The organism is Nostoc spongiaeforme FACHB-130 (genome assembly GCF_014698475.1).
Classification (GTDB): Bacteria; Cyanobacteriota; Cyanobacteriia; order Cyanobacteriales; family Nostocaceae; genus Nostoc_B; species Nostoc_B spongiaeforme.
Genome location: NZ_JACJTB010000059.1, coordinates 15966 through 37870 on the forward strand (window position 1 = coordinate 15966; position 21905 = coordinate 37870).

Annotated in this window: 17 protein-coding genes and 1 pseudogene; 6 read left to right on the plus strand and 12 right to left on the minus strand. The window is 39.7% G+C overall.

The features are described 5' to 3' along the window. Nucleotides 1-212: 212 nt before the first annotated feature. The 3 genes from H6G74_RS27640 to H6G74_RS27650 all read right to left on the minus strand — a co-directional run bounded on the left by H6G74_RS27640 (nucleotide 213) and on the right by H6G74_RS27650 (nucleotide 5045). Complete coding sequence (locus H6G74_RS27640) at nucleotides 213-2558, minus strand: ComEC/Rec2 family competence protein (RefSeq protein ID WP_190970731.1); 2346 nt, start codon at nucleotides 2556-2558, stop codon at nucleotides 213-215. 194 nt (nucleotides 2559-2752) lie between these two features. Next, the gene (locus H6G74_RS27645; protein ID WP_062289290.1) at nucleotides 2753-3217 is read right to left on the minus strand and encodes a DUF4079 domain-containing protein; all 465 of its coding nucleotides are present in this window, start codon (nucleotides 3215-3217) and stop codon (nucleotides 2753-2755) included. A 103-nt stretch (nucleotides 3218-3320) separates the two neighbouring features. Continuing rightward, the gene (locus tag H6G74_RS27650) at nucleotides 3321-5045 is read right to left on the minus strand and encodes a DnaJ domain-containing protein (protein ID WP_190970733.1); all 1725 of its coding nucleotides are present in this window, start codon (nucleotides 5043-5045) and stop codon (nucleotides 3321-3323) included. Between the two features lie 306 nt (nucleotides 5046-5351). Between H6G74_RS27650 and H6G74_RS27655 the strand changes: the two genes are divergently transcribed. Both H6G74_RS27655 and H6G74_RS27660 read left to right on the plus strand, forming a co-directional pair. Beyond that, nucleotides 5352-6662 (plus strand): hypothetical protein, encoded by a 1311-nt coding sequence (locus tag H6G74_RS27655; protein WP_190970735.1) that lies wholly within the window; start codon nucleotides 5352-5354, stop codon nucleotides 6660-6662. A gap of 235 nt (nucleotides 6663-6897) precedes the next feature. Further along, nucleotides 6898-8043: a beta-ketoacyl-ACP synthase gene (locus H6G74_RS27660; RefSeq protein WP_190970737.1), complete on the plus strand. Its 1146-nt coding sequence runs from the start codon at nucleotides 6898-6900 to the stop codon at nucleotides 8041-8043. Here H6G74_RS27660 and H6G74_RS27665 read toward each other — a convergent pair. Next, nucleotides 8032-11136 carry a plasmid replication protein, CyRepA1 family gene (locus H6G74_RS27665; protein WP_190970738.1) on the minus strand — a complete coding sequence of 1035 codons (3105 nt, stop codon included), beginning with the start codon at nucleotides 11134-11136 and terminating at the stop codon, nucleotides 8032-8034. The two genes, H6G74_RS27660 and H6G74_RS27665, sit on opposite strands and share 12 nt — an antisense overlap. A gap of 419 nt (nucleotides 11137-11555) precedes the next feature. On the opposite strand from H6G74_RS27665, the gene H6G74_RS27670 reads away from it, so the two are divergent. Both H6G74_RS27670 and H6G74_RS27675 read left to right on the plus strand, forming a co-directional pair. After that, a complete protein-coding gene (locus H6G74_RS27670) occupies nucleotides 11556-11825 on the plus strand; it encodes a DUF2281 domain-containing protein (protein WP_190970739.1) in 270 nt (89 codons plus the stop codon). Beyond that, nucleotides 11822-12256 carry a type II toxin-antitoxin system VapC family toxin gene (locus tag H6G74_RS27675; RefSeq protein WP_190970740.1) on the plus strand — a complete coding sequence of 145 codons (435 nt, stop codon included), beginning with the start codon at nucleotides 11822-11824 and terminating at the stop codon, nucleotides 12254-12256. Before H6G74_RS27670 ends, H6G74_RS27675 begins: the two co-directional genes overlap by 4 nt. 34 nt (nucleotides 12257-12290) lie before the next feature. Here the strand turns inward: H6G74_RS27675 and bchB are convergent, their stop codons facing one another. Continuing rightward, nucleotides 12291-13817, minus strand: coding sequence for a ferredoxin:protochlorophyllide reductase (ATP-dependent) subunit B (bchB, locus tag H6G74_RS27680; protein WP_190970741.1), 1527 nt, complete (start codon nucleotides 13815-13817; stop codon nucleotides 12291-12293). A gap of 487 nt (nucleotides 13818-14304) precedes the next feature. Here bchB and H6G74_RS27685 point away from each other — a divergent pair, with 487 nt between their 5' ends. Next, the gene (locus H6G74_RS27685) at nucleotides 14305-14847 is read left to right on the plus strand and encodes an HD domain-containing protein (RefSeq protein WP_190970743.1); all 543 of its coding nucleotides are present in this window, start codon (nucleotides 14305-14307) and stop codon (nucleotides 14845-14847) included. 97 nt (nucleotides 14848-14944) lie between these two features. On the opposite strand, the gene H6G74_RS27690 is transcribed toward H6G74_RS27685, so the two are convergent. The 7 genes from H6G74_RS27690 to H6G74_RS27720 form a co-directional block, all read right to left on the minus strand. After that, complete coding sequence (locus H6G74_RS27690; RefSeq protein ID WP_190970745.1) at nucleotides 14945-16924, minus strand: primary-amine oxidase; 1980 nt, start codon at nucleotides 16922-16924, stop codon at nucleotides 14945-14947. 342 nt (nucleotides 16925-17266) lie between these two features. Beyond that, a complete protein-coding gene (locus tag H6G74_RS27695; RefSeq protein ID WP_190970747.1) occupies nucleotides 17267-17791 on the minus strand; it encodes a tetratricopeptide repeat protein in 525 nt (174 codons plus the stop codon). Nucleotides 17792-17890: 99 nt separating this feature from the next. Beyond that, nucleotides 17891-18796: a transporter substrate-binding domain-containing protein gene (locus H6G74_RS27700; RefSeq protein WP_190970749.1), complete on the minus strand. Its 906-nt coding sequence runs from the start codon at nucleotides 18794-18796 to the stop codon at nucleotides 17891-17893. A 44-nt stretch (nucleotides 18797-18840) separates the two neighbouring features. Further along, nucleotides 18841-19197 carry a 50S ribosomal protein L20 gene (gene rplT / locus H6G74_RS27705; RefSeq protein ID WP_190970751.1) on the minus strand — a complete coding sequence of 119 codons (357 nt, stop codon included), beginning with the start codon at nucleotides 19195-19197 and terminating at the stop codon, nucleotides 18841-18843. Nucleotides 19198-19221: 24 nt separating this feature from the next. Further along, nucleotides 19222-19419 (minus strand): 50S ribosomal protein L35, encoded by a 198-nt coding sequence (rpmI, locus tag H6G74_RS27710; RefSeq protein ID WP_062289269.1) that lies wholly within the window; start codon nucleotides 19417-19419, stop codon nucleotides 19222-19224. A gap of 226 nt (nucleotides 19420-19645) precedes the next feature. Beyond that, the gene (locus H6G74_RS27715) at nucleotides 19646-20437 is read right to left on the minus strand and encodes a peptidylprolyl isomerase (RefSeq protein WP_190970753.1); all 792 of its coding nucleotides are present in this window, start codon (nucleotides 20435-20437) and stop codon (nucleotides 19646-19648) included. Between the two features lie 305 nt (nucleotides 20438-20742). Next, nucleotides 20743-21336, minus strand: coding sequence for a photosystem I assembly protein Ycf4 (locus H6G74_RS27720; RefSeq protein ID WP_190970755.1), 594 nt, complete (start codon nucleotides 21334-21336; stop codon nucleotides 20743-20745). 456 nt (nucleotides 21337-21792) lie between these two features. On the opposite strand from H6G74_RS27720, the pseudogene H6G74_RS27725 reads away from it, so the two are divergent. After that, a pseudogene (locus H6G74_RS27725) lies at nucleotides 21793-21905 on the plus strand (photosystem II D2 protein (photosystem q(a) protein)); the annotation flags it as partial.

A 21905-nucleotide genomic window follows, 5' to 3' on the forward strand; every position in this document is an offset into this window, starting at 1 on the left:
AACTTTTGCAGAAATCGGGTGTCTAGAAGTTGATGAAAAATATTAAAACTTCCGCATAAAAACGCAAAATCAAGGGTTAAGGAGAGGTTTTACTTTGACTTACCTCAACTTTGCTCGGTACAAGTCGTTCAGTAAGCGGGGTATATTTACACCTTGCACCCCATAACTCCTAAACCCAGTCTCCACAGAAAATATTTGCGTGTATTTCCTGTCTATAAAACAGATGATTTATTTTCTGTTTCTTGAATAAATGATTCAAACTGATTATTAGGTGTCCATTGAATTGCACCATCACGTCCTGTTAAAAATACTTGGGTGGTGTTTTTGCTGAGTTCAGTCATAATTTTTGGCTCAAGGTTAGTAGAGGTAGCAATAGCTACTTTTGGCTGAAACAATTTAATTAAATCTTTCAAAGCTTCAGGCGTACACCATAATACTTGAGGACTAGGTAAACTGCCAGATTTAGCTAATCTTTCTATTTCTTGAGGCTCTACATCACCTACTAGTAACCAAGTTTGATTTTGAATTTGTAAATATAAAACAGGTAATTTCTCTTTAATTAATTGAGCAACTGTTAAACCTGTAACTACTTGTTGTCCTGGAACAACAGTTTGATAAATACCTTGATGCTTTTGAATTTCTTGTTGAATTTCTTGATTTGTGGGGTTAGTCTCTGGCTTAAGAGCATATTTGTAGAAATTTTTGATGGGAATGGTTTGTACTACTTCTAACCACGCATTGTTATCGTTATTATCAAAATCACTAGCGATCGCCCAGTCAATTTTATTCACGCCTTGCTGTTGCAAAAATGGTACAATTGTGTAACGTCCAGTACCTTCATCACCACTGTTAATTAAGGTGACATTGCCTTTATCTTGAATGACAACAACTGGTTCTGTACCAGCTTCTAAGACAGTAATCCGAAATAATGTATTTGCTGAATGCCAAGCGGGAACAAGTACTAAGCCAAATATCATTAACCCAGCAAACCACCAGCGTTTTTGCCACCATTTAACTAAGCAAACTAAAAGAATCAACGCATAAACGCCTAACATTTGCCAAGTTGAAATACTCCCCACTACTAATGAGTTTCCGGGCAAGTTACTAAAAAATTCGACTAACTGAATTAGCCAATCACTAGGATATTGCAGTACGCCAGCCAGAATACTACCAAGATTAGATGATGCTAATGCAGCGATCGCACTGATAATACCACCAATACTAATCACTGAAATAAATGGCGTAGTAATCATATTCAGTAATAAACTATAAGCAGGAACTACGCCAAACACCGCAAGTTGGACAGGTAAAGTCCAAATTGTTGCAGCTACAGGTACAGCAATTAAAGATGCGATCGCAGGTGGTAGCCAATTCAGTTTTTCTGTGATTGCTGGGACAGTCACAATTAATCCTAATGTGGCTAAAAAACTCAATTGAAAACCTAAATCCCAAATCCACAAAGGATTAAATAATAATAATAAGGTTGCAGCTAATAAGAGCGAACCAAATTGTTTGACTTTTCTATCTAATAACAACCCAACTAACGCCGCACTACCCATAATGACGGCTCGTAATACCGCAGGTTGAAATCCTGATAAACCGAGAAAAATCATTAAACCCAAAAAACCGAGTGTAAATTGAATTGCTTTATTTGTGCGTTTTGTTAGCTGTAAGATTACACCCAAAATTAACGAAGTCTGAAACCCAGATGCAGCCAAAGCATGAGCCATTCCCGCTTTGACAAATAAATCCCGAATATCATAAGGCAAATCAACCGCTTTGCTACCCAAAACCATTGCACTCACCAGCGTTCCTGCGGGAATGCCTAAACTTTCAACTAGTGATTTTAAAATTTGCTCTCGAACTTGCCACCATCCCCATGTATTCTCATCATTGATAATATTGATTTGCCTTCCAATCAAACCAGCAAATGATCCTTCTTGTTTGAGATATTTTTGAAAGTCAAATGCACCAGGATTAGAAGCGGCTTTTGGTTTATATAAAATCCCTGTGACAGCAATTTCTTGCCCAGGATGTAAGCCAGTTGCTTGCAGCAGTGGTAAAGTCACATACAATTTGCCTGTAACTCCTTTTGGGACACTGGCTGGGCCATTGCCATTTTTAATTTCATCTAACTGAGTCGCTGCTAACCAAAATTGTCCCCGTTGACTGCGAGTTAAGCGAGGGCTAGTTTCTACTTCACCGCGCACAATAAATAGTTGTTCTTGATTTGCTACATTATCGGCGGGGACAAATTGACTAATATCTTTGACACTGGGTTGAGGCGATCGCAATTGAAAATAAAAGGTTGCTAACAATCCTACCAAACCAGCAACTAACCAAGCTCGCGGATGAGGGAATGATTGCCAAATATTGGGTGTAGCTTTACTCTTGCTGACAATGCTTTCTTTGGGTTGGGGCTGTGTGGTGCGCTTTCGCAAAAAAATTGCCCCTACTATCGCCAAAATTAAAACCCATACCCCACCCCAAGGAACTGCTGTAAACAACAACCCAAAAATATAACCAAGGCAAATAATCACACCACTCGTCTGAAGCATAAGACAATTCAAACTCTCAACTGGCAGCACTCAAATATTGATGCTTTTGGTGAAGTATAGTTTATTAGATTCATACAAACAAAGCCCGCAAATGCGGGCTTCGTGTATCTAAACTAATAGAATTGATGCAATGATGTGAAAAATTAAGGTATAAAGTGTCAGGATTTTGAACACCTACACCCATTCTCAACCAATTAAATCAACCCCAACACACCATGAATAACCAACAGCCCCAAAATTCCGCTACCTAAATAGGCATGAGTAGTACGTAAAGTCGGTTTATCACCACCAAAGCCACCTAACGTCAGTAAACTATTAATTAATAAAAGTATTAGTACAAGCGAACCTGTCCAAAAATGGGGACTTTCAAAAATTGGGTGACGCTGCATCACTAAAGATAAAACTCCACCAGGATAACCCGCAGCTAAAAAGAAAAACATCCAAGGTGCTAGGAGACGATGACTCATCCGGTTGTTAAAAGACTCATCTTTATCCTGCGCCAGCCTTCCCCGCCAACCAGTCCATGCAACATAGCTACCCATCACTACCACAACAATTCCCATCATCACAGGATGTCCCCATTCCACAATCGGTTGGGGTATTCCCAAAGAACGGAACCAAGCTGCAAGAGGTTCTAGAGCTTCGCTGACGTTAATCATAAAATATTCAACATTTTTTAAGCATTACAGTAACTTTTTTATCACACTTTTAAGTAGTGTAAAAAATAATTAATATTTTTGAAGTGTAAGAGCGATCGCACCTTCATCTCAGCTTCCGTTGCGCTTGAAATTTTTGATAAGCCTGATTTATGACTTGCATCGATGCTTGAGCATTTGCAGAATTGTTCACATCAGGATGATATTGTCTAGCTAATCGCAGGTAAGCAAACTTGACATCTTGAGGTTGAGCATCAACATCTACACCTAAAACTTCCCACCATTCCTGAGACGATAAAGAATTGCCAGTCAACTCATTTAGACCTTGCAGACTCCAAATTTTGATAGTACCGCCGTTACCACCTCTGACTAACATTTGACTATCAGGCGTAAAGGCGACAGGACTAAAACCAGGTAGAGTTTGTAATAAATTCCCCGTTGGGATATGCCAGAGTTTGACAGTTTTGCGAGTACTACTAGCTAGAATTTGTCCATCAGCACTCACAGCTAGAGATAAAACTGCTTCTGAATGTCCAGTCAAAGTTTGAACTAATTTTCTTGTATGAAGATTCCAGAGTTTGATAGTAGTATCTGTACTACCACTAATTAAAGTACAACCATCAGGGGTGATCAATAAAGTATTTACAGCAGCCGAATGTTCTGTGAAAATATCTAACTGTTTCCAGGTTGTACAGTCCCAAATCCGAATAGTTTTATCTGTACTCCCACTAGCTAAAACTTTACTATCAGAACTAATAGCAACAGATAAAACCGCGTCGGTATGTCCATTTAAAGTCAGTTTTAAATTGCCTGTATAACCTCCCCAAATTCTGATATTTTTATCAGCACTGCCACTAGCAAGAAATCTGCCATCAGAACTATATACAACTGAGTTAACAAAGCCATGATGACTGTAGGGAGAGTTTAAGTAAAAAAATGTCCGCAAAAATTGTTGTTTATCTAGTTGCCAAGTACTAATTTTGCGGTCAACACAGCCACTAGCAATTTGTTTTCCATCAGGACTAATAGCAAGAGATAGAACCGCCTCTGCTTGACCAGAGAAAGTATAAAGCCATTTTCCTGTTTGCAGATTCCAGAGATTGATTTGTCGATCATCACTGCCACTAACTAAAGTATTACCATCAGGAGTGATAGCGATCGCATTTATTCTTCCTAAATGTCCCTTGAGAGTTTTGACACATTTCCAAGTTTCAGGAAGCTGAAGATTGGAAGTTACAGTTTCGGGTTCAGTCTTTGCAGTAGCAAATTCAGCCTTAAGCCTCTGTAACTCCTCCTCAACCTCTAAAGCCGCAAATTTTCGGTTGAGATCCTCACCAGACAAAAATAAACCTAACTCTATAACAGCCGCATTATAGTCATCCATCTGCAAAACTTTTTCTTCCATCCGTTCAAAAAGTTGTGCAGGAGTTTCCTTAACCTCAGATTCATCTAATAACTTAGCAAAACCATAAGCCGCCATTCCTAAAACTGCTCCAACACCAACCATTGGTACAGTTCCAATACCCAACGCCAAACCGACTTTAGGTGCAACTATTCCCATACCACCAACAACACTAGAAAAGCCAGCACCACCAACAGCACCAATTCCAATCGCACCAAAAGCCGCCGCATCTCCCGCAGCTACAGCCTTGAAAGCACCATAAACAGCCGCACCAGCCACAGCACCAGCACCAATAACAGGCGCAGTTCCAATTCCAACTGCACCAAATCCGCCAGCTAATCCCATTCCGCCAACTGTCGCGGAAATACCCGCACCTGCTAGGCTTCCTCCAGCGATGAATGCTGCGCCTGTTTTAGAGTTTTGTGTCACTAATTATAAGACTTCCTTCTATTAAATTTCCTTCCGCCTTAGCTGAAGATGGAAAGATTGTTAATGTACTTTTTACAACAAGCAGAGTCAACAATAACATTGAGATAAGTCTTTTTGCACCTTGAATGATACTTAGAATTTAACTTCCTTGTGGAGAAAATAAAGCGCACCAGAAGATTACCAAGCAACATCAGCAACAATCAACCTTTGTCATCCGTCAACCCACTTACAATAGCTACGCAAAAGTCCAACCTTTCGATGTTTGACTTTTGAAAATAGTATTTTTACTTACGCAGGTATGACGGTATGAAATCAAATATAAAGTTATTTCCCATAATCAATAGCGCCAGTCAGTTTCCCAGAGGTGTTGCTTTGACTCTGGCTTTAACTAGCTTGCTATCTTTTGGACAGGGATTGGTGGGTAATTATGTGGCGGAAGCTGCGCCGCTTGGTGAGTCGGTACAACTTTCGCAACGCTTACCAGACCATTTTCGGAATCGTACCAATCGCTTACCAAGGGGAGTTGCAAATATCATCATTCGTGATGCGGCTCGGCGTGCTAGAGTATCGACTAATCAAGTGAGAATTACTCAAGCTACGCGCAAAACTTTTGGGAATCCCTGCATATTTAATTTTGGTGAAGTTTGTACTAGGGAATATAACCCGATTCAAGGGTGGGAAGTAATTGTCAGCGTTGAGGAACAGTCTTGGATTTACCACAGCAATGAGTCTGGTTCTCAAGTTGTTTTAGATCCGAAGAGTATCAACTCAGGTTCAGATAACAGTTATCAATTACCAAGAGCGATCGCCAACAATATTTTACAAGATGCTTCCCGTCGTTCTGGTGTCAGCATTAACAATTTACGAATTACTCAAGCTACCCGTAAAACCTTTGGTAATCCTTGTGAGTTCAATTTTGGCGAAGTTTGTACTAGAGAATATAACCCCATTGAAGGTTGGGAAGTCATTGTCAGAGTTGAGAGACAATCTTGGACTTATCATGTTGATGAATCTGGTTCACGGATTGTTTTAGATCCGCAAATTGACAACTCAAATTCAGATAACAGTTATCAATTACCAAGAGCGATCGCCAACAATATATTAAGAGATGCGGCACGGCGTTCTGGTGAAGATGTGAATGATTTAAGAATTACTCAAGCCACCCGCAAAACCTTTAGTAACCGTTGTGTGTTTAACTTTGGCGAAGTCTGCACCCAACAATTTGACCCCATCAATGGTTGGGAAGTAATTGTGCAAGTGCGTCGTCAGTCTTGGACTTATCACAGTAATGAATCTGGTTCTCAAATCGTTTTAGATCCAGATATTAGTAATTCTGGTTCAGATAACAACTATGAATTACCCAGAGCGATCGCAGATAGAATATTAAGAGATGCGGCGCGGCGTTCTGGTGAAGATGTGAATGATGTCAGAATTACTCAAGCTACGCGCAAAACTTTTAGTAATCGTTGCGTGTTCAACTTTGGCGAAGTCTGCACCCAACAATTTGACCCCATCGAAGGTTGGGAAGTAATTGTGCGAGTGCGTCGTCAGTCTTGGACTTATCACGTTGATGAGTCTGGTTCGTATATCGTTTTAGACCCAGATATTAGCCGATAGAAGTATATAACTTACGCACAAAGATTGTCTGTGGAGATTGGGTGAAAGGGTGTGAGGGTGTAGGGGTATAAGGGTTTTGAACATCTACACCCCTGTACTCTTACACCCCAGATTTTGCATTTTTATGCCTAAGTCTTAACCTCTGGGTTATCTTGTTCAAAAATGTATTACTTCAAACTTCAGACTTCAGACTTCACACTTTATACTGTCCTCATCCCGCTTCTGACTTAGAAAATTGGTTAAAGTTGTTGTCACTGGTACTGGTTTAATCTCTGCTGTAGGCACAAGCTTGGAGGATAGCTGGCAAAATTTGTTAGCAGGTAAGTCAGGAATTCAATATCAGCAACCGTTTGCAGAACTTGAATCAGTTCCTCTCGCTTTAATTGGTAAACAACCATCTGAGTTACAAATGCTGACTCAGATGGTTGTTGCTTCTGCGTTACAAGATGCTGGGTTGAGTCCTCCACTACCTGACTGTGCTGTAGTTATTGGTTCGAGTCGTAGTTATCAAGGTGCGTGGGAATCGCTGGCTAGAGGGATGAATGGCAAAGATAGCAATTACGCATTAGAAGATTGGTTAGATATTTTACCCCAGATGAATGCGATCGCAGCTGCTAGACAAATTGGGGCTACTGGGATAGTTTCTGCACCGATGGCGGCTTGTGCTACGGGGATTTGGGCGATTTCCCAAGCTGCTTTGTTAATTCAAACTGGACAATGTGAACGAGTAATTGCTGGCGCAGTCGAAGCACCAATTACACCGCTAACTATTTGCGGCTTTCAGCAGATGAATGCTTTAGCCAAGACTGGCGCTTATCCTTTTGATGTGCAGCGCGAAGGTTTAGTTTTGGGTGAAGGTGGGGCGTTGTTGGTTTTAGAATCAGCAGAGTTAGCCAAGCAACGCCAAGCGAGAGTTTATGGTGAAATTTTGGGCTTTGGTTTGACCGCCGATGCTTATCATACCAACCAACCAGAGCCAAGTGGAACAAGTGCGATCGCTGCAATTAAACAATGTCTAGAACGCAGTCATCTCACATCAAATGATATAAATTACATTCACGCCCACGGTACAGCTACACAATTAAATGACCGAATTGAAAGCAAAATCATCCAACAGTTATTTCCTAAAACGGTAGCAGTCAGTTCCACCAAAGGCGCAACAGGACACACTTTAGGCGCTTCTGGTGCTTTAGGAATTGCTTTTTCTTTAAAAGCTTTGCAGCAGCAAGTTTTACCGCCTTGTGTCGGCTTGCAGCAACCAGAATTTGATTTAAATTTTGTCATGACTGCCCAACAAAACTCAATTCAAAATATCTTGTGTTTTAGTTTTGGCTTCGGTGGTCAAAATGCAGTCATAGCCTTGGATAATTCATCTTGTTGATAAAGTTGCTAATACAGACTGCTGCTTAACAGGCTCAAATTTCCAATTAGAAAAATCCTTTATTTCCAATTGTACACCTTTAAAATTAGCTAACATCAATTCATCGCGTTTATACCAAGCAGTAAATATTTTATCTCTGCCATCATCAAAAGTTACTGGGTCTATTTGATAACCTTCATTAACAGTTTTTAACTTTAATCCCAATAACTTAAGTAACTTGCTGAGTATTTTGATCTGAGAAGTTATTGCTTCTTCCCTAACTAGGTTAATGCCTAAAACACGTTTGATATGTTGACTGTGCTGATAAACAACATCTTGCAACCACAGTAAATCAGGGTCATTTTCAATAAAAATCCTGTTTGGTTCAAGAAATTCTAGCATTCCTAAAGCTTTCATTGCTTCAACTTTGACAGTATAAGTCTTAATATCTGGTAAGAAAACCTTACCTTCGCCTAACAGTAGTTGCTGTTGCCATTCATGTTGGTCTCTAACATGAAAATAATCACTTTCATGGGTTAAATAATAGTGAATTAATAATTGGGAGTAATAACCTTGGTCATCTTTTAATTTGAGTTCTGGTGTAACCTCTACACCATATTTTTGTTTGAGCGTATATTTATGTATTTGATGACGCTCTAAATCTGTGAGAGAATTTTTAGATGATAACTGTTGATATTCTACATAATTTATATCTGGAGCGTCGGCAATAATTTTGGCAGTAGCTAATTGATTTTTGAGCTTTATGTCTTTCATTTGCCGTTTAATATCTTTCGCTTTTTGCCGCTTATCTGTCCAATCTCTTTGGACTTTGACAATTTCTAAAATTAATCGCTTGCGTGTTGCTAAATCACTAGAGTCAGTTGCTAAAAAGGCTAAACGTAAATCTCGGATAATATTATTGTGAACTGCATTACTCCGCAGCCAAATTTGATGTCCGTCAGTTGTTAATCCATCTTGCATCGACTGACGATAAAGACGGATAGAAGCATTAACTCTTGCAGATAATTTTGCCCAAGTTCGTAAATGAATTGGGTCATATACTAAAGGCAAATCTACATCTATTTTATGCAGTGGATTAAGTAAAGCTAAATTTTCTTGTTGATTGGCTTGATACCAATCAGATAATAAACGATAGTTGGTACTACCACTACCAATTAAACCAATTCCTCGTTTAGCACACCAAACAATCCGAGGGACATTATCTCTAACTCTGGCTAAAGCTTGTCGTGCTTCCGAATCAGGAATTACGCCTTGGAAGATGCCGTAAACTCTATCAAAATGTTGGACATCAATACTAATACCAGTTCCTAGACTGGGAGTAACAAAAATCGTATCGTACTCACCAATTTTTTGATTAATCTTTCCAACAAATTCAACGGCTGGATGGTCAGGTGTATTTGTGGTTCGGCTACTAATTACTAAACTTTTAGGAAATTGATAGCGTAATTTTTCTAACCGTTCTTTGAGGTAATTTTCAATAGTTTCACAGCTATAGCGTCCAGAACGACTATCGGTAGTGACGTAGCATTTACGCCCTGCGAGTAAATCTAATTCTAGTTGATGAATTAAAGGTGTGGGGTTGGGTGAATCATAAAAAGTTATATCCCAACCGCGTGCAGGTTGCCATTGGTTGACAAGTAACCAAGGTGTAATTTTAATTTCAGATAAACCTTGCAGATATTCTAAAGATACATCTGATAAATCAGCATCTTGGGCAATGATTAAACCACCAGTTTGCAAAACTGTAGCGATTAATTTTTGGAAATTTTTTAAGATTTTGACACGTTTATTTTTACAAGTATCGCTATTTAATAAATGCCATAACAATTGCTCAACTTCATCTAAGATAACTATGCCGCCTTGCCATTTATCTGCATTGATTTTCCAAATAGAATCAATACATAAACCAAGAGATTCAGTAGTTTGACTGTCAAAGTAGGAGAATAAATTATTATTATTGTTTAAACCCCATTGAATCCCAATTTTGTCACATAAGAATTTTCCCAGTTGAATTCTGTGGGTAATTAATAAGATGGGCTGGTTTTTGGTTTTGGCTTGTTGGACAATATTTTGTAAAGCTGTAGTTTTACCTGTGCCTTTGGCTGATTTAACTCCGACTAAGCCTGAGTTGGGAAAGGCTATCTCACCTAAATAAGGACGGTTGATGATGAGTGCAGTCGGAATAGTTAATTCTGTATGTGGTTTGGTGTGTGCGAGGTAAATTTCTAAATCAACACTTTGGCGATAAACTTTATCGAAAGCAATACTATTTTTTGCAACGATTAATTCATCAACACCTTTTTCTGGCCCTGGTAATTCGATAACTTTAACTAAGCAATTTTTTTCTTGAAATAAGCAACCAAGTTGCGCGATCGCATTATTCACTGCTGCTATAGTCTTAGGTTGAGTTTCAAAATCAAAACATATATATATGTGGCGTTTTGCCGTTGCAAACAACGCTAAATCAGGAATGAGTTGACGACGGGTGACTTTACCAAATCCATCTTTGAGGACTCGATAACCGCTAGTAATTCCCGGAACTGCGATCGCAGCATACCCTTGCGATAACAGTGCAGCCGCCTTCTTCGCACCTTCGCAAATAATCACGGGTATGTTCTGTTCCATCACCCATTGCCAAAAACCCATCGCTTCGCCGTTAGCATCAACGCTGATATTCTCAGGTAAGCCGAGATTGTAACGCTGTGCAGTTTCTTGCCAGATTTCCAACGTCACCCGCAAATAAAATACTCTGGTGGGTGTACTGGGAGGATGTTCATATTTGATGGGTTTGCCATTATCCTTGATGCGGGGTTGATTTGGCTTAAAACATCCCCATTCCATTGGTTGCCAATTATTTAGCGGATCTAGTCCCCCACACCACCAACCGCCTGCGGTAATATGGCTGTAACGCTGTAACCAGCCGCTTTTTACCATGCCTGTGTTTGTGCGCGGGAGGAGTTCGGAAATTAACAGGTATTCGTAGGCGATCGCACCTTGGAGAGACTTAAAATTTAGTTGCGCTAGGTGTAAATCTATACTACTGCCCTTGACTAATTCTTCAAGGTGTTTGGTTTCTAGATAGTGTAGATACATGATGAGAAGCGCGAAAAGAAACAATAGGATTTAAACCTTATCATGCCTACCCCGATTTTTTTGATCGGCAACTACCAAGTTTTTTAGATAATTTTTTATACCTCGTTATTGTAAATACAACTGTTAATCAGTAGGTGAGCTATTTTCCTTAGCGGGATCGCTCTACTAATAAGCTTGTATTGTAATAATTGATGAGAGTTAAATTTTATTTATCAGTATTCATCCGCAAGCATCAGGTAACAGCTTGCGCGAATAGAGGAAAAAGCTTGCTGTGTCAAGCTGTAGAGAAGCACATTAGCTAGTCATAAAATTACTTGTTAGGAAAATGTAATAAAAATAACTAATAAATTAAGAGATATGAATAAACTCTCAACGCTAATGCTGAGTTAAAATTTTAAGTAAAGATAGTGAAATTAAAGATGGATTCTCTTAAAGAAAAAATTGTAGGCAAACTAGAGCAATTACCTGAAAATAAATTACAGGAGGTTCTAAATTTTGTTGAGTTTTTGGAATGGAGAAAGGTAAATTACAAAGAACTCACAGAATCACAAAATGAACAAGTAGAAGAAGAATGTTTTACAGAATATGTTGAAGGTGTCTTAGTAGTACATACTCAAAACCTAAACAACTGGGAAAATGCTGTTCATGATTTAAGAGAAGAACGAATTCAAAAATTTACATCTTGGTGAAAATATTATTTGATACTTCTGTGCTTGTTGCTGCAATTGTGGCAGAGCATCCCCATTACTCAATAGCTTTACCGTGGTTACAGCGTGTTCAGGCAGAGCAGATAGAAGGTTTTGTTTCAAATCATACTCTAGCTGAACTTTATGCCATACTAACTCGCCTTCCTCAAAAACCAAAAATTAAACCAGAACTAGCGCAAAGACTAGTCCAAGAAAATCTCGCTAAATTTCACAAAATTGTTCTCACTACTGAAGATTATCAAGACACAGTAGCTAGGATGGTAAGTTTAAATCTTCCTGGTGGGGGAATTTACGATGCTTTAATTGCTCAAGCTGCTATTAAAGCCAATGTGGATGTGTTATTAACTCTTAACGCCAATGATTTTACCAGGCTTGGCGAAGATATAGCCCGATTAGTACAATCACCAAATTAGTAATTTAGGGTGAGGAAACCCACCCTAATATTTACTAAGCTCCGACAGCTTCTTTGGCAGCGTATAGAACCTCAGCACTGATATCTTTGAAACCGCGATCGCGGGCAAATTTCTCAGTATTTCGCTTGACTTTACCGCGCACAAATCCTGGTATTTTATTTAATTCTGCTAAACCATCTTTTGTCCAATTTAAATCAGATTCGGCGGAAATTCCTTTCGTAATTACTTCTTTAGTATCGTGTCCACCAAATATTTCTAATAAATGGTCTTCCATTCCTAAAGTAAAGGAATTGTAGATTAAATCTGTGATTTGATTTGTACCTTCGTAACCTAAAAATGGTTTGTAACCAATGGGAAAGTTTTGGACGTGAATTGGTGCAGCAATTACACCGCAAGGAATATCTAAGCGTTTCCCGACGTGGCGTTCCATTTGTGTACCGAAAATGGCTGAGGGTTCGACACGAGCGATCGCATCCCCAATTGCGCCATGATCATCAGTAATCAGTACTTCGTCGCAATATTCGCTTACCTGTTCGCGGAACCAGTCAGCATCATATTTGCAGTAAGTTCCTGCCCAAACTACATGAATCCCCATTTCTCGTGAGAGAATTTTGGTAAGGGCGGCGGCGTGGGTATTGTCGCCAAATACTACAGCTTTTTTACCAGTCAAATTCTGACAGTCAATGGAACGGGAGAACCAAGCCGCTTGGGAAACATACAAGGTTTGCTCGTTGATATATTCTTCATAGTCAACATTCGCGCCTTGTGCGTTAATTACCTGTTGAATTTTGCGGATACAACGGGCAGTTTCTACCACACCCATCGGGGTAATATCTACGCAAGGTGTTCCGAATTCTGCTTGTAGGTAATTAGCTGTCATTAAACCAAGTTCCCGGTAAGGAACCAAGTTAAACCAAGCCTTGGGTAAATTCTTTAATTCATGAACTGAAGCTCCTTCGGGAATGACGGCGTTTACCTCAATTCCCAAATCACCCATGAGTTTTTTCAATTCTGTACAGTCATGGTTGTTGTGAAACCCCAGGGTAGAAATACCAATGATGTTAACTGATGGCTTTTCGGTTTTGGTTGTAGGTAGTTCGCCTTTTTTGCGGGCTTTTTCGATATAAAACTGCACGATTTGATGTAAGGTGCGATCGCCTGCTTGCAATTCATTGACGCGATAATGATTCACATCCGCTAACATGACATCGCCTTTCGCTTCTAGCTGCGCCCGTTCGACAAAGTTTTGTAAGTCTTCTTGCAAAATGCTAGAGGTGCAAGTGGGAGTTAACACAATCAAATCAGGGTGTTCCTCTGCATCTTTGCGGGTAATATTGTCAACCACCTTCTCTTGCGAACCGCGTGCTAATACGTGACGGTCTACAACACTGGCTGTCACTGGGGTAAAATCTCGCTCCCGTGAGAGCATGGAACGCATAACGTTAAAATAATCATCTCCGAGGGGGGCGTGCATAATCGCATGGACGTTTTTAAACGAACTAGCGATTCGCAAAGTGCCAATGTGGGCTGGGCCTGCATACATCCAGTAAGCCAATTTCATCAGGCGTTCTCCCTTGTGAACAAAATCAGAGGTGGACTATGATTGCGAAATTATTAGTCTTTGATTGTCCCAAAACTTGTAGCGTGGAAGAAATAGGACTATTTACTAGTTGATTGGTGTCAGAATCGCTGAAACCTTTGTGATGATTAGATTTTAGCTTTTAAGTTAAACAACATATATATTGTTTAAGGAAATAATTCTTAGTCTTATGCAAATCTTGTTAGCAAGATAAAGCTGTTATTTAATATTTATTCATAAACTCTGGGCAAGTATTCTTAATATTTCTATATATATTTTGGTATGAGAAATGCGATCACTATCTTTAAAGAACCAGAGTATTTGATATTACATCATTTCAAATCTTGCACTAAAAGAGGGTTGAGCGAAGCGATGCACTGAGCCTGTCGAAGTGTCGAAACCCGCCAATCTCAAGTTAAATTTAACTTAGTCCTTATACCTATTTAATAATACTGATGAGTAATTTTACATGAATCATCAAAGCAAAACCTTTCAAACAGTCAATGAAGCTTATCAGTTTCTAGAAGAACTGGGAGCTTTACCAAAACTGATACTTCACGTTAAATTAGTTGGCGAAGCGGCTGATTTACTCATCTCAAAATTACATGAATTACAGGTGCAGTTTGATGAAAGTTTTGTGCGTTTGGGTGTAGTGTTTCATGATGCAGGTAAAATTATTCATCCAGAAGAATTGACAGCTAAAGGTAATAATCACGAAGCTGATGGTGAGACGTTACTCATCAACAATGGAGTTGATTCAAATCTGGCGCTTTGCTGTCGTTCTCATGCTCAATGGCAAACAATGGAATGTTCTTTTGAAGAGATATGTGTTGCCTTAAGCGATACACTTTGGAAAGGCAAGCGTAACAATCAATTAGAAAATTTATTTATGAATATGTTAGTAGAAAGATGCCATAAAGAGTATTGGGAGCTTTTTATAGAAATGGATTCTTGTTTTGAAAAAATTGCTTCCGATGGTCATTTACGACTATTGCGTAGTCAAGACGTATAAAAATAAAAATGTATTAATTCATATCTTTCATCTCATTCGAGAAGAATTAGATACTCGACTTCTTAAAGAAGTCGGGTATCTGCGGGTATCTGATTAGTTATTCAGGCAAATTAATCACAGGATTACGGCTAAAGAAACCGCGTGGAAATAACTTAAAACCAACACGATGAACAGGCATTACAGGCCAATCTTCAGGACGGGGTACGTGTGTCATTCCCATTGTGTACCAAACTACGATGTCTTCATTTGTTAATGATTCATCGTCAGTAATATATTGTGGTAAACCATCTTGTGGTTGGCTTTGATTAGGATAATTACCCCCTGCATAAATTTCATCTGGTTTATATTTTGTTACCCAAAAATGATGTGTAGCAAATTCGGCTCGTTTGCGAATTTCTGCACCTTCAGTTGGGAAAAATATGGTGTTTCCAGTTGGCATTAACATATATGCAGTTCCCACACCGAGAGTATTCTTTTTATCGGTGCTGCTAATCATCCATTCTCGGCTATGTTTGGTATCAACGTCACGGACGGCGACTTTTTCTGTTGTTAATTCTGTGTTTTCGACTGCAATCGCATTTCCTATAGGATTTTTACCACTAATTGGTACAGAGTTAACATTCATCTCCGTGACAGAATTTGCCTGTCCGTCTACATCCATATCTAGGCGGTAATTAAAAAAGTGTTGATGGTTTACGCCAAAAATATTTTTAGCTAATAACCGCCCATAGGAATTATCAAAAGATTCTGTTTCTAAATTTGTCCCTTGGGCTAGAACAATTCCGCTTAATTCGTTTTGAACTTCTAAAGTACCATCTTGGTGAAAAATCCAATTGAGGCTGTAATCATAATTGTCAATTGTCGCCGTTATAGTTAACACTAACTCCCGATTGCGGCGGACATCATTACGCTGAGTATCATATCCATAATGTTTCCAGAGGATACCATTATCACGCTCATAAATACCAACAACTCGTGGCATTGTCACAGGTTCGCCTTGTTCGTTGGCAAATATCGCATCTAATAAAACTCCGTTGCTGGGGATATCTTTACCCAACTCCAGCGCATTCGCTAACACACCAAAGTTATATTCACCAACATCAAAAGCATTACGAAATGACCAAGTAGGATCAGGATCACCATAAGGTACTACCATTTCTGATAGGCTACCACGATATAAAACTGGTCGAAGATTTTCCCCATCTTGGTAATTTACTAAATACAATACCAAACCGTCACGCGGGTGCATTAAATAGCGAAATTTCCAACCTTGCCAACTAATTTCGTTACCATTAATTTGGAAAGTTTTACCATAAGGCTGAAAAAATTTTAACGGTTTTGGTGGTGTGAGTAATTTACCCAAAGACTTCAGATCATAGTCCCACTTTTCTTTGGAGAATGGTACGATGCCTCTATCTATTAGACTGACAACTTCACCTCTATTTAAATTAACTGTTGCTAGTACACCTTCAATGGGACTACCGTAATAATTCCAGTTATCGCCTCGATAATAAGATAATCCACGCACCAAGCGATCGCCTGTAGATTCTTCCTGTTTACTTAAGATTCCCGCCGCCCAACAACTAACTTTAACATCATCAAAATCTTTAATTCCCCTTCTTTGCATGGCTTTTTGCCATCGTTCATCAGCTTTAATAATTTGAGATGTTAACGCACACTCTGTATAACTTAAAGCTGGTTGAGCATTAGCTATTTCTTGCCAAGAACTCAGCGATTGCTTTTTTAAATCAACAACACCTTCGTAAGTTTTGTTTTGTAGGCGCTCGTATACTACTAAAAAAGCTTGCCGTTGAAATTCTTGATTGGGTGTAAAATTTAAAACTTCCTGTTTATCCGGTTCTTTTAAAGCCACAATCGAAAAAATAGCCGTGTCGCTTAACGATTTTGCTTTTTTAACCACCTCCACGGCTGTGGTAATTTCTGTTTCTGTTAACGGCGTTAGAGGGTGCAAAATCTGCGGTTGTTGAGCAGAGACTTTACTTATTATTCCAAAAAATATACTCAGGCAGATAATAATATTAATGGCTAAAACAGCAAACCGCAGTTTCTTCATCATCTGTAACTAGCAAACCAAGAACTTCTATTTATTCATTTCTCAGTATGAATAATAGGAATCCGGTTTTATTTCCGAATGTACTTGTGTAGGTAAAAATATTAGTCTTATATAAAAAGGATTTGGCTAAGATGATGTTTTAAAAGCTCTGTTGTTGGTAGCCAAACATTTTATATCCCCCTAAAATCCCCCTTAAAAAGGAGGACTTTAAGAGACTTTTAGCCCCCTTTTTTAAGGGGAGTTGGGGGGATCTGTAAGTGCCGATAAACACAACGAACTACTTGGAAAATAACTTTTGACACCTCTAAACCCAATCTTCACCCATCTGTATACACAAATCCTGAACTATGCAGAAACCAACCGACGTAAAGATTCAGCTCGACGTTTTGCGGTGGAATTATTAGGAGCTAATTTAAGTGCTTCTTCGTAACTTTGTAGCGCCTGAGTATTTAATTTTTTGCGCTCATAGGCGTGACCGATGTTATTTAAAGCCACTACATAATCAGGTTTAATTTTCAAAGCTTCTTTGTATTGGCGAATTGCCAAGTCATATTGTTCTTGAGCAAAGTAAGCATAACCAAGCCCATTGTAAATAGGAGCAATTGCTTCTTCGCCTTCTTCTTCAGCTGCTTTGAGAGCTTTTTGAAATAGCGCGATCGCCTGAATGTACAATTTTTTCTCAGAATAGATACAGGCTAACTCGTAATATTCCTGAGTTGTACCTTTTTCTTTCTCCAATTTTTTTCGCAGTTTGGAAAATGCACTTTCCAACCTGCGAGTTTTGAGAATTTGCCGAAAAACACTCACAACCGCGAATGTCAGAATTGCCACCACAATCGAGAGGTAAACAACAGCTAGATTATTATCCATCGCCTGCTAAGACAAATATTAAAACTACTTTCTCTATCTATTATCAATCTTAGAGAAGCTAAAAGTTGAAAGTTAAAAGGCAAAAGTACAATATCTCTTTTATGGTAATCCCCAATATTGGGCGCGTTGCTTTAGCCAACCTTTAACTGTGTAACGGGCGATCGCTTCATTTACATTACGTCGCAGTTCGTCATATTGTACACCCTTGGGCATCACCACAGATAAAGGTGCTGTCGATAGTTTGGTTGGTAGCAGTCGATATTGGGGAGATTGTTTGATCCAACCACTCAGAACACTTGCATCGGCGGCGAAGGCTGTGGCTGTATTATTTTCTAACTTTTCTTGCCCTTCTTGGTAAGAATTAACTCCCACTAACTCAGCCTTGGGGAGATAATAACGTACTTGAGCGATCGCATCAGAATTGTTGAGTACAGCTATTTTACGGTTAGCTAAATCTTGAATTTCTTTTACAGAAGTATCTTTTGTAATCAAGTATGTGCCATCCAAATAATAAGGCACACTGAAACTAACTAACCGGGAACGTGACTCAGTAGCCGTGACTCTGGCAATAGCAAAATCAACTTGATGCTTTAAGACTACAGATAAGCGATCGCGATTTGCTACAGGCTGTAGTTTCACCGCCTCGGCTTTCCCTAGCAAATCGGCGGCTAAACGTTGCGCCAAATCAATTTCTAAACCTTGAAGATTGCCGTTAGCATCCCTAAATCCCAAGGGAGGCAAATTATCTTTAACGGCAATTTTAAAATAGCCCCGCCGTTGAATTTCTGGCATTTCTGCGGCAGATGCAGGTAAACCTGTGGCGAACAATAAACAGCAGAAAATCACCAAAATTCCGGTAAATAACCCCAGATATAACCGATTCAAGGATAAAGGATAAAGGATAAAGGATGAAAAACAGACTTGTTGCTTGATTAATTTTTTCAGCAACGAGCCAACTTTGTGCAAACCCCTTGATTGATTTTGGGGGTAAGTTTCAACCTTCATACTTCATACTTCATCCTTCAAAGGTTATTCATCCGTTACCACCTTTATTTCGCTTGACTGGCTGCTAATTCAGCAATTTTGCCGAAGCTGGTAGGATCTAAAACTGCCAACTGTGCCAACATCTTGCGGTTGAGTTGGATATCAGCTTTTTTCAAGTTGCCAATCAACTGACTGTAACTTAAACCATGTTGTCTAGAAGCCGCGTTAATCCGAGTAATCCACAGACGGCGGAAATCACGCTTGCGTTTTTTGCGATCGCGGTAGGCACTACGTAGTGCCTTCATTACTTGCTGGTTAGCAGTTCTAAACAGAGTTGAGTGTGAACCGCGAAAACCTTTAGCTAATTTGAGAATTTTATTGCGGCGTTTACGAGCTACGTTACCGCGTTTTACCCGTGTCATGTTCTAATTCCTAAAAAATTTACTCTACAAATAAGGAAGCATCAAGCGTACGTTTTCTTCGTCGCGCTCGTTGACGATTGCCATTTTGGAAAATTTACGTTTTTTGTTAGTGGTTTTGTGTTCTAACAAGTGGTTTTTGAACGCTTTGCGGCGGACGATTTTACCGCTACCAGTAGCGCGGAACCGTTTTGCGGCTGCTTTACGGGTTTTTAGTTTAGGCATTTGCTGGCTTTAATTTGACGATTCGACACAATCTATCATTATATACTATTAAACTTGCTGAAATGCCAAGGTAGTTTCAGAAATTAGGGAGTTGGGAATGGGGAGTGGGAGAGAACAAGATCCCCGACTTCTTTGAGAAGTCGGGGATCTGAAGTATTGCAAGTTCTTTACTTTACTGAGTACTGAGTACTCTTTTTCTTACTCAGCACTCAGCACTCAGCACTCTTCATTGAGGAACTTTCAGGTTTTCTGCACCTTGGGTAACTTTCGCGGAATCAATGCGATCGCCTTGTTGAATTTTGTTGACGACATCAAAGCCTTGGGTGACATAGCCAAATACAGCGTAGTTACCATCCAAGAAACCCAAATCAGCTAAAGCAAAATAAAACTGCGAAGAAGCTGAATCTGGCATTTGCGATCGCGCCATTGCGATCGCACCTTGTTTATGGGTTAATTCTGGTGCTGTAGTCACACCCGCCATTTCAAAGGTTTTACTGTAAATTGGGGCAGCTTCACCCTTGGGTTTGATTTCTAAAGGTATATAGCGTTCATTGCCAGTTTTGGGGTCAATATAACCGCCTGTACCCAGTCTACCTGCTGGAAATTTCGGGTCTTTCCCTTGGGGATCACCGCCTTGAACAACAAACGGCTGCGGATCACGTACTACTCGATGGAATGCCAACCCATCGTACACACCTTTTTGGACTAAATCGACAAAATTACCTGCGGTAATCGGCGCATTTGTACCATCTACTTCGATAGTGATGGGTGAACCTTTCACCGTCATCACTACAGTAGCTTTACCTTCAAGCCTTGGTAAATTACTCATTCCGGGAATACTCTCACTTGTTGTTTCAGGTACAGGCGTTGCTTCAGTATTTGTTGTATTACTAGTTTCGGTAGCTGTTCCTGTTGGAGAAGAGGTGCTAGAGCTAACTTGCTGTGTAGAACATCCTCCCAACATTAAAGCAGCGACCATCAAAAAGGTAACTAAAAATTTTGTAACTTTTAACCGCATTTTCAGGTACTGACTCAACCAGAGTATCTTAGCCTCTCAAGCGAATAAAGTTAAAAGGTAAAGGTAAAAAGTCAAAAGATTATAGGACTTACGCATAAAAACGAAAAATCAAAGGTTTTGGCGCGGGTGCAGGGGTATAGGGGAGCCACTGGCGTGGGCGGGTTTCCCGACTTGAGCCAAGTGGCGTGTGTATGTATCTAAAACCCTTACGCCACAAACCATTACACCCAATCTTCATAGACAATCTTGGTGCGTCAGTCCTGGATTATTTTCTTTTAACTTTTGCCTTTCTACTTTTTACTTAATTACAGTCCTTCCAAGGGGACTTGTAAAAAGCGGGCTAATTCTGCGCCTTTGGTTTCTATTTCTGTCAAAGACAGGGGTTGACCGACTCTCGTTAAAGGAACATCGCGCCGTCCCTTAATTCTGAGGTAAACTGCACGCTTAGGATTTAAACCTTCTTTAATGTCTAATCTTACAGATTGGACATCACGAATGCGGGCAGAAATTTCAATGCGGCGGTTTTTGCCAGGGAACCCCCAGCGAAAGATTTTAACGGTGTCATTTTCGTGGTTAAACTCGTTGTAACCACCGCCCACATCTAATAAAATCATCAGCCACAGGAATAAAGCTAAAAGTACACCAGCAGAGCCATACAAGCCCATAACTAAACCTTGGGGTACGAACACTAATTGAGTCGGATCGGTGACTAATAGCAAATTGACTTGCAAATAACTTGATATACCAGCTAACAAAAAGCCTGTGGCTCCTAAAGTTACAACAGTTGCCCACCAGTAGTTACTCAACCGACGAGAACCGAGAACTTTTTGATGTAACACGCCCGAAGAAGCGCGATCGCCATTAGAATCGCCTTGGTTAATTGTTGTTGATACGGTCATGGAACTACTTTGTGAATGGTCAAGGGTCAAGGGTCAAGGGTGATTTTTCCCTTGCCATTAGTTATTCTCTCTCATTTCCACCCCTTCCTTGTCTCCCCACTCACGACTCCCAACTCCCAACTCCCTTTAACTAATTGTGATATTTCTGAGAAAAGTTGTGTCAGATTGTAAAATTTCTGATATTCATATTATTTAATAGCTTTGTGATCAATACCAGATTTCCCTGTGTACTTCAGGCAAAAAACCGAACTAATGTGATAAGTTAAGGATCATTAAGTTACCACAAGCTAGGTTACTAGCCAATGGTACGTGTAATGGCATAACCCTGAGAAATGTCAACTTACTTAGAAGGCAACCTCTCAGAAAATCAGCCGCTTCAAGGCTGCTGGAATTGTCAAAAAAACGTTTATTCCTCAAGAGCGTTGAAATTTTTAGTAAAAAGAGGATTTTAGTCCGATGACCATCGCAGTTGGACGCGCCCCAAGTAGAAGAGGGTGGTTTGACGTACTAGACGACTGGTTAAAGCGCGATCGCTTCGTATTCGTAGGTTGGTCAGGAATATTACTATT

Coding starts and splice junctions, on each gene's coding strand:
- H6G74_RS27640 (WP_190970731.1), bottom strand. CDS start 2,558: ATGCTTCAGACGAGTGGTGTGATTATTTGCCTTGGTTATATTTTTGGG.
- rpmI (WP_062289269.1), bottom strand. CDS start 19,419: ATGCCTAAACTAAAAACCCGTAAAGCAGCCGCAAAACGGTTCCGCGCT.
- H6G74_RS27690 (WP_190970745.1), bottom strand. CDS start 16,924: ATGATGAAGAAACTGCGGTTTGCTGTTTTAGCCATTAATATTATTATC.
- bchB (WP_190970741.1), bottom strand. CDS start 13,817: ATGAAATTGGCTTACTGGATGTATGCAGGCCCAGCCCACATTGGCACT.
- H6G74_RS27700 (WP_190970749.1), bottom strand. CDS start 18,796: ATGAAGGTTGAAACTTACCCCCAAAATCAATCAAGGGGTTTGCACAAA.
- H6G74_RS27655 (WP_190970735.1), top strand. CDS start 5,352: ATGAAATCAAATATAAAGTTATTTCCCATAATCAATAGCGCCAGTCAG.
- H6G74_RS27670 (WP_190970739.1), top strand. CDS start 11,556: ATGGATTCTCTTAAAGAAAAAATTGTAGGCAAACTAGAGCAATTACCT.
- H6G74_RS27695 (WP_190970747.1), bottom strand. CDS start 17,791: ATGGATAATAATCTAGCTGTTGTTTACCTCTCGATTGTGGTGGCAATT.
- rplT (WP_190970751.1), bottom strand. CDS start 19,197: ATGACACGGGTAAAACGCGGTAACGTAGCTCGTAAACGCCGCAATAAA.
- H6G74_RS27645 (WP_062289290.1), bottom strand. CDS start 3,217: ATGATTAACGTCAGCGAAGCTCTAGAACCTCTTGCAGCTTGGTTCCGT.
- H6G74_RS27720 (WP_190970755.1), bottom strand. CDS start 21,336: ATGACCGTATCAACAACAATTAACCAAGGCGATTCTAATGGCGATCGC.
- H6G74_RS27685 (WP_190970743.1), top strand. CDS start 14,305: ATGAATCATCAAAGCAAAACCTTTCAAACAGTCAATGAAGCTTATCAG.
- H6G74_RS27665 (WP_190970738.1), bottom strand. CDS start 11,136: ATGTATCTACACTATCTAGAAACCAAACACCTTGAAGAATTAGTCAAG.
- H6G74_RS27715 (WP_190970753.1), bottom strand. CDS start 20,437: ATGCGGTTAAAAGTTACAAAATTTTTAGTTACCTTTTTGATGGTCGCT.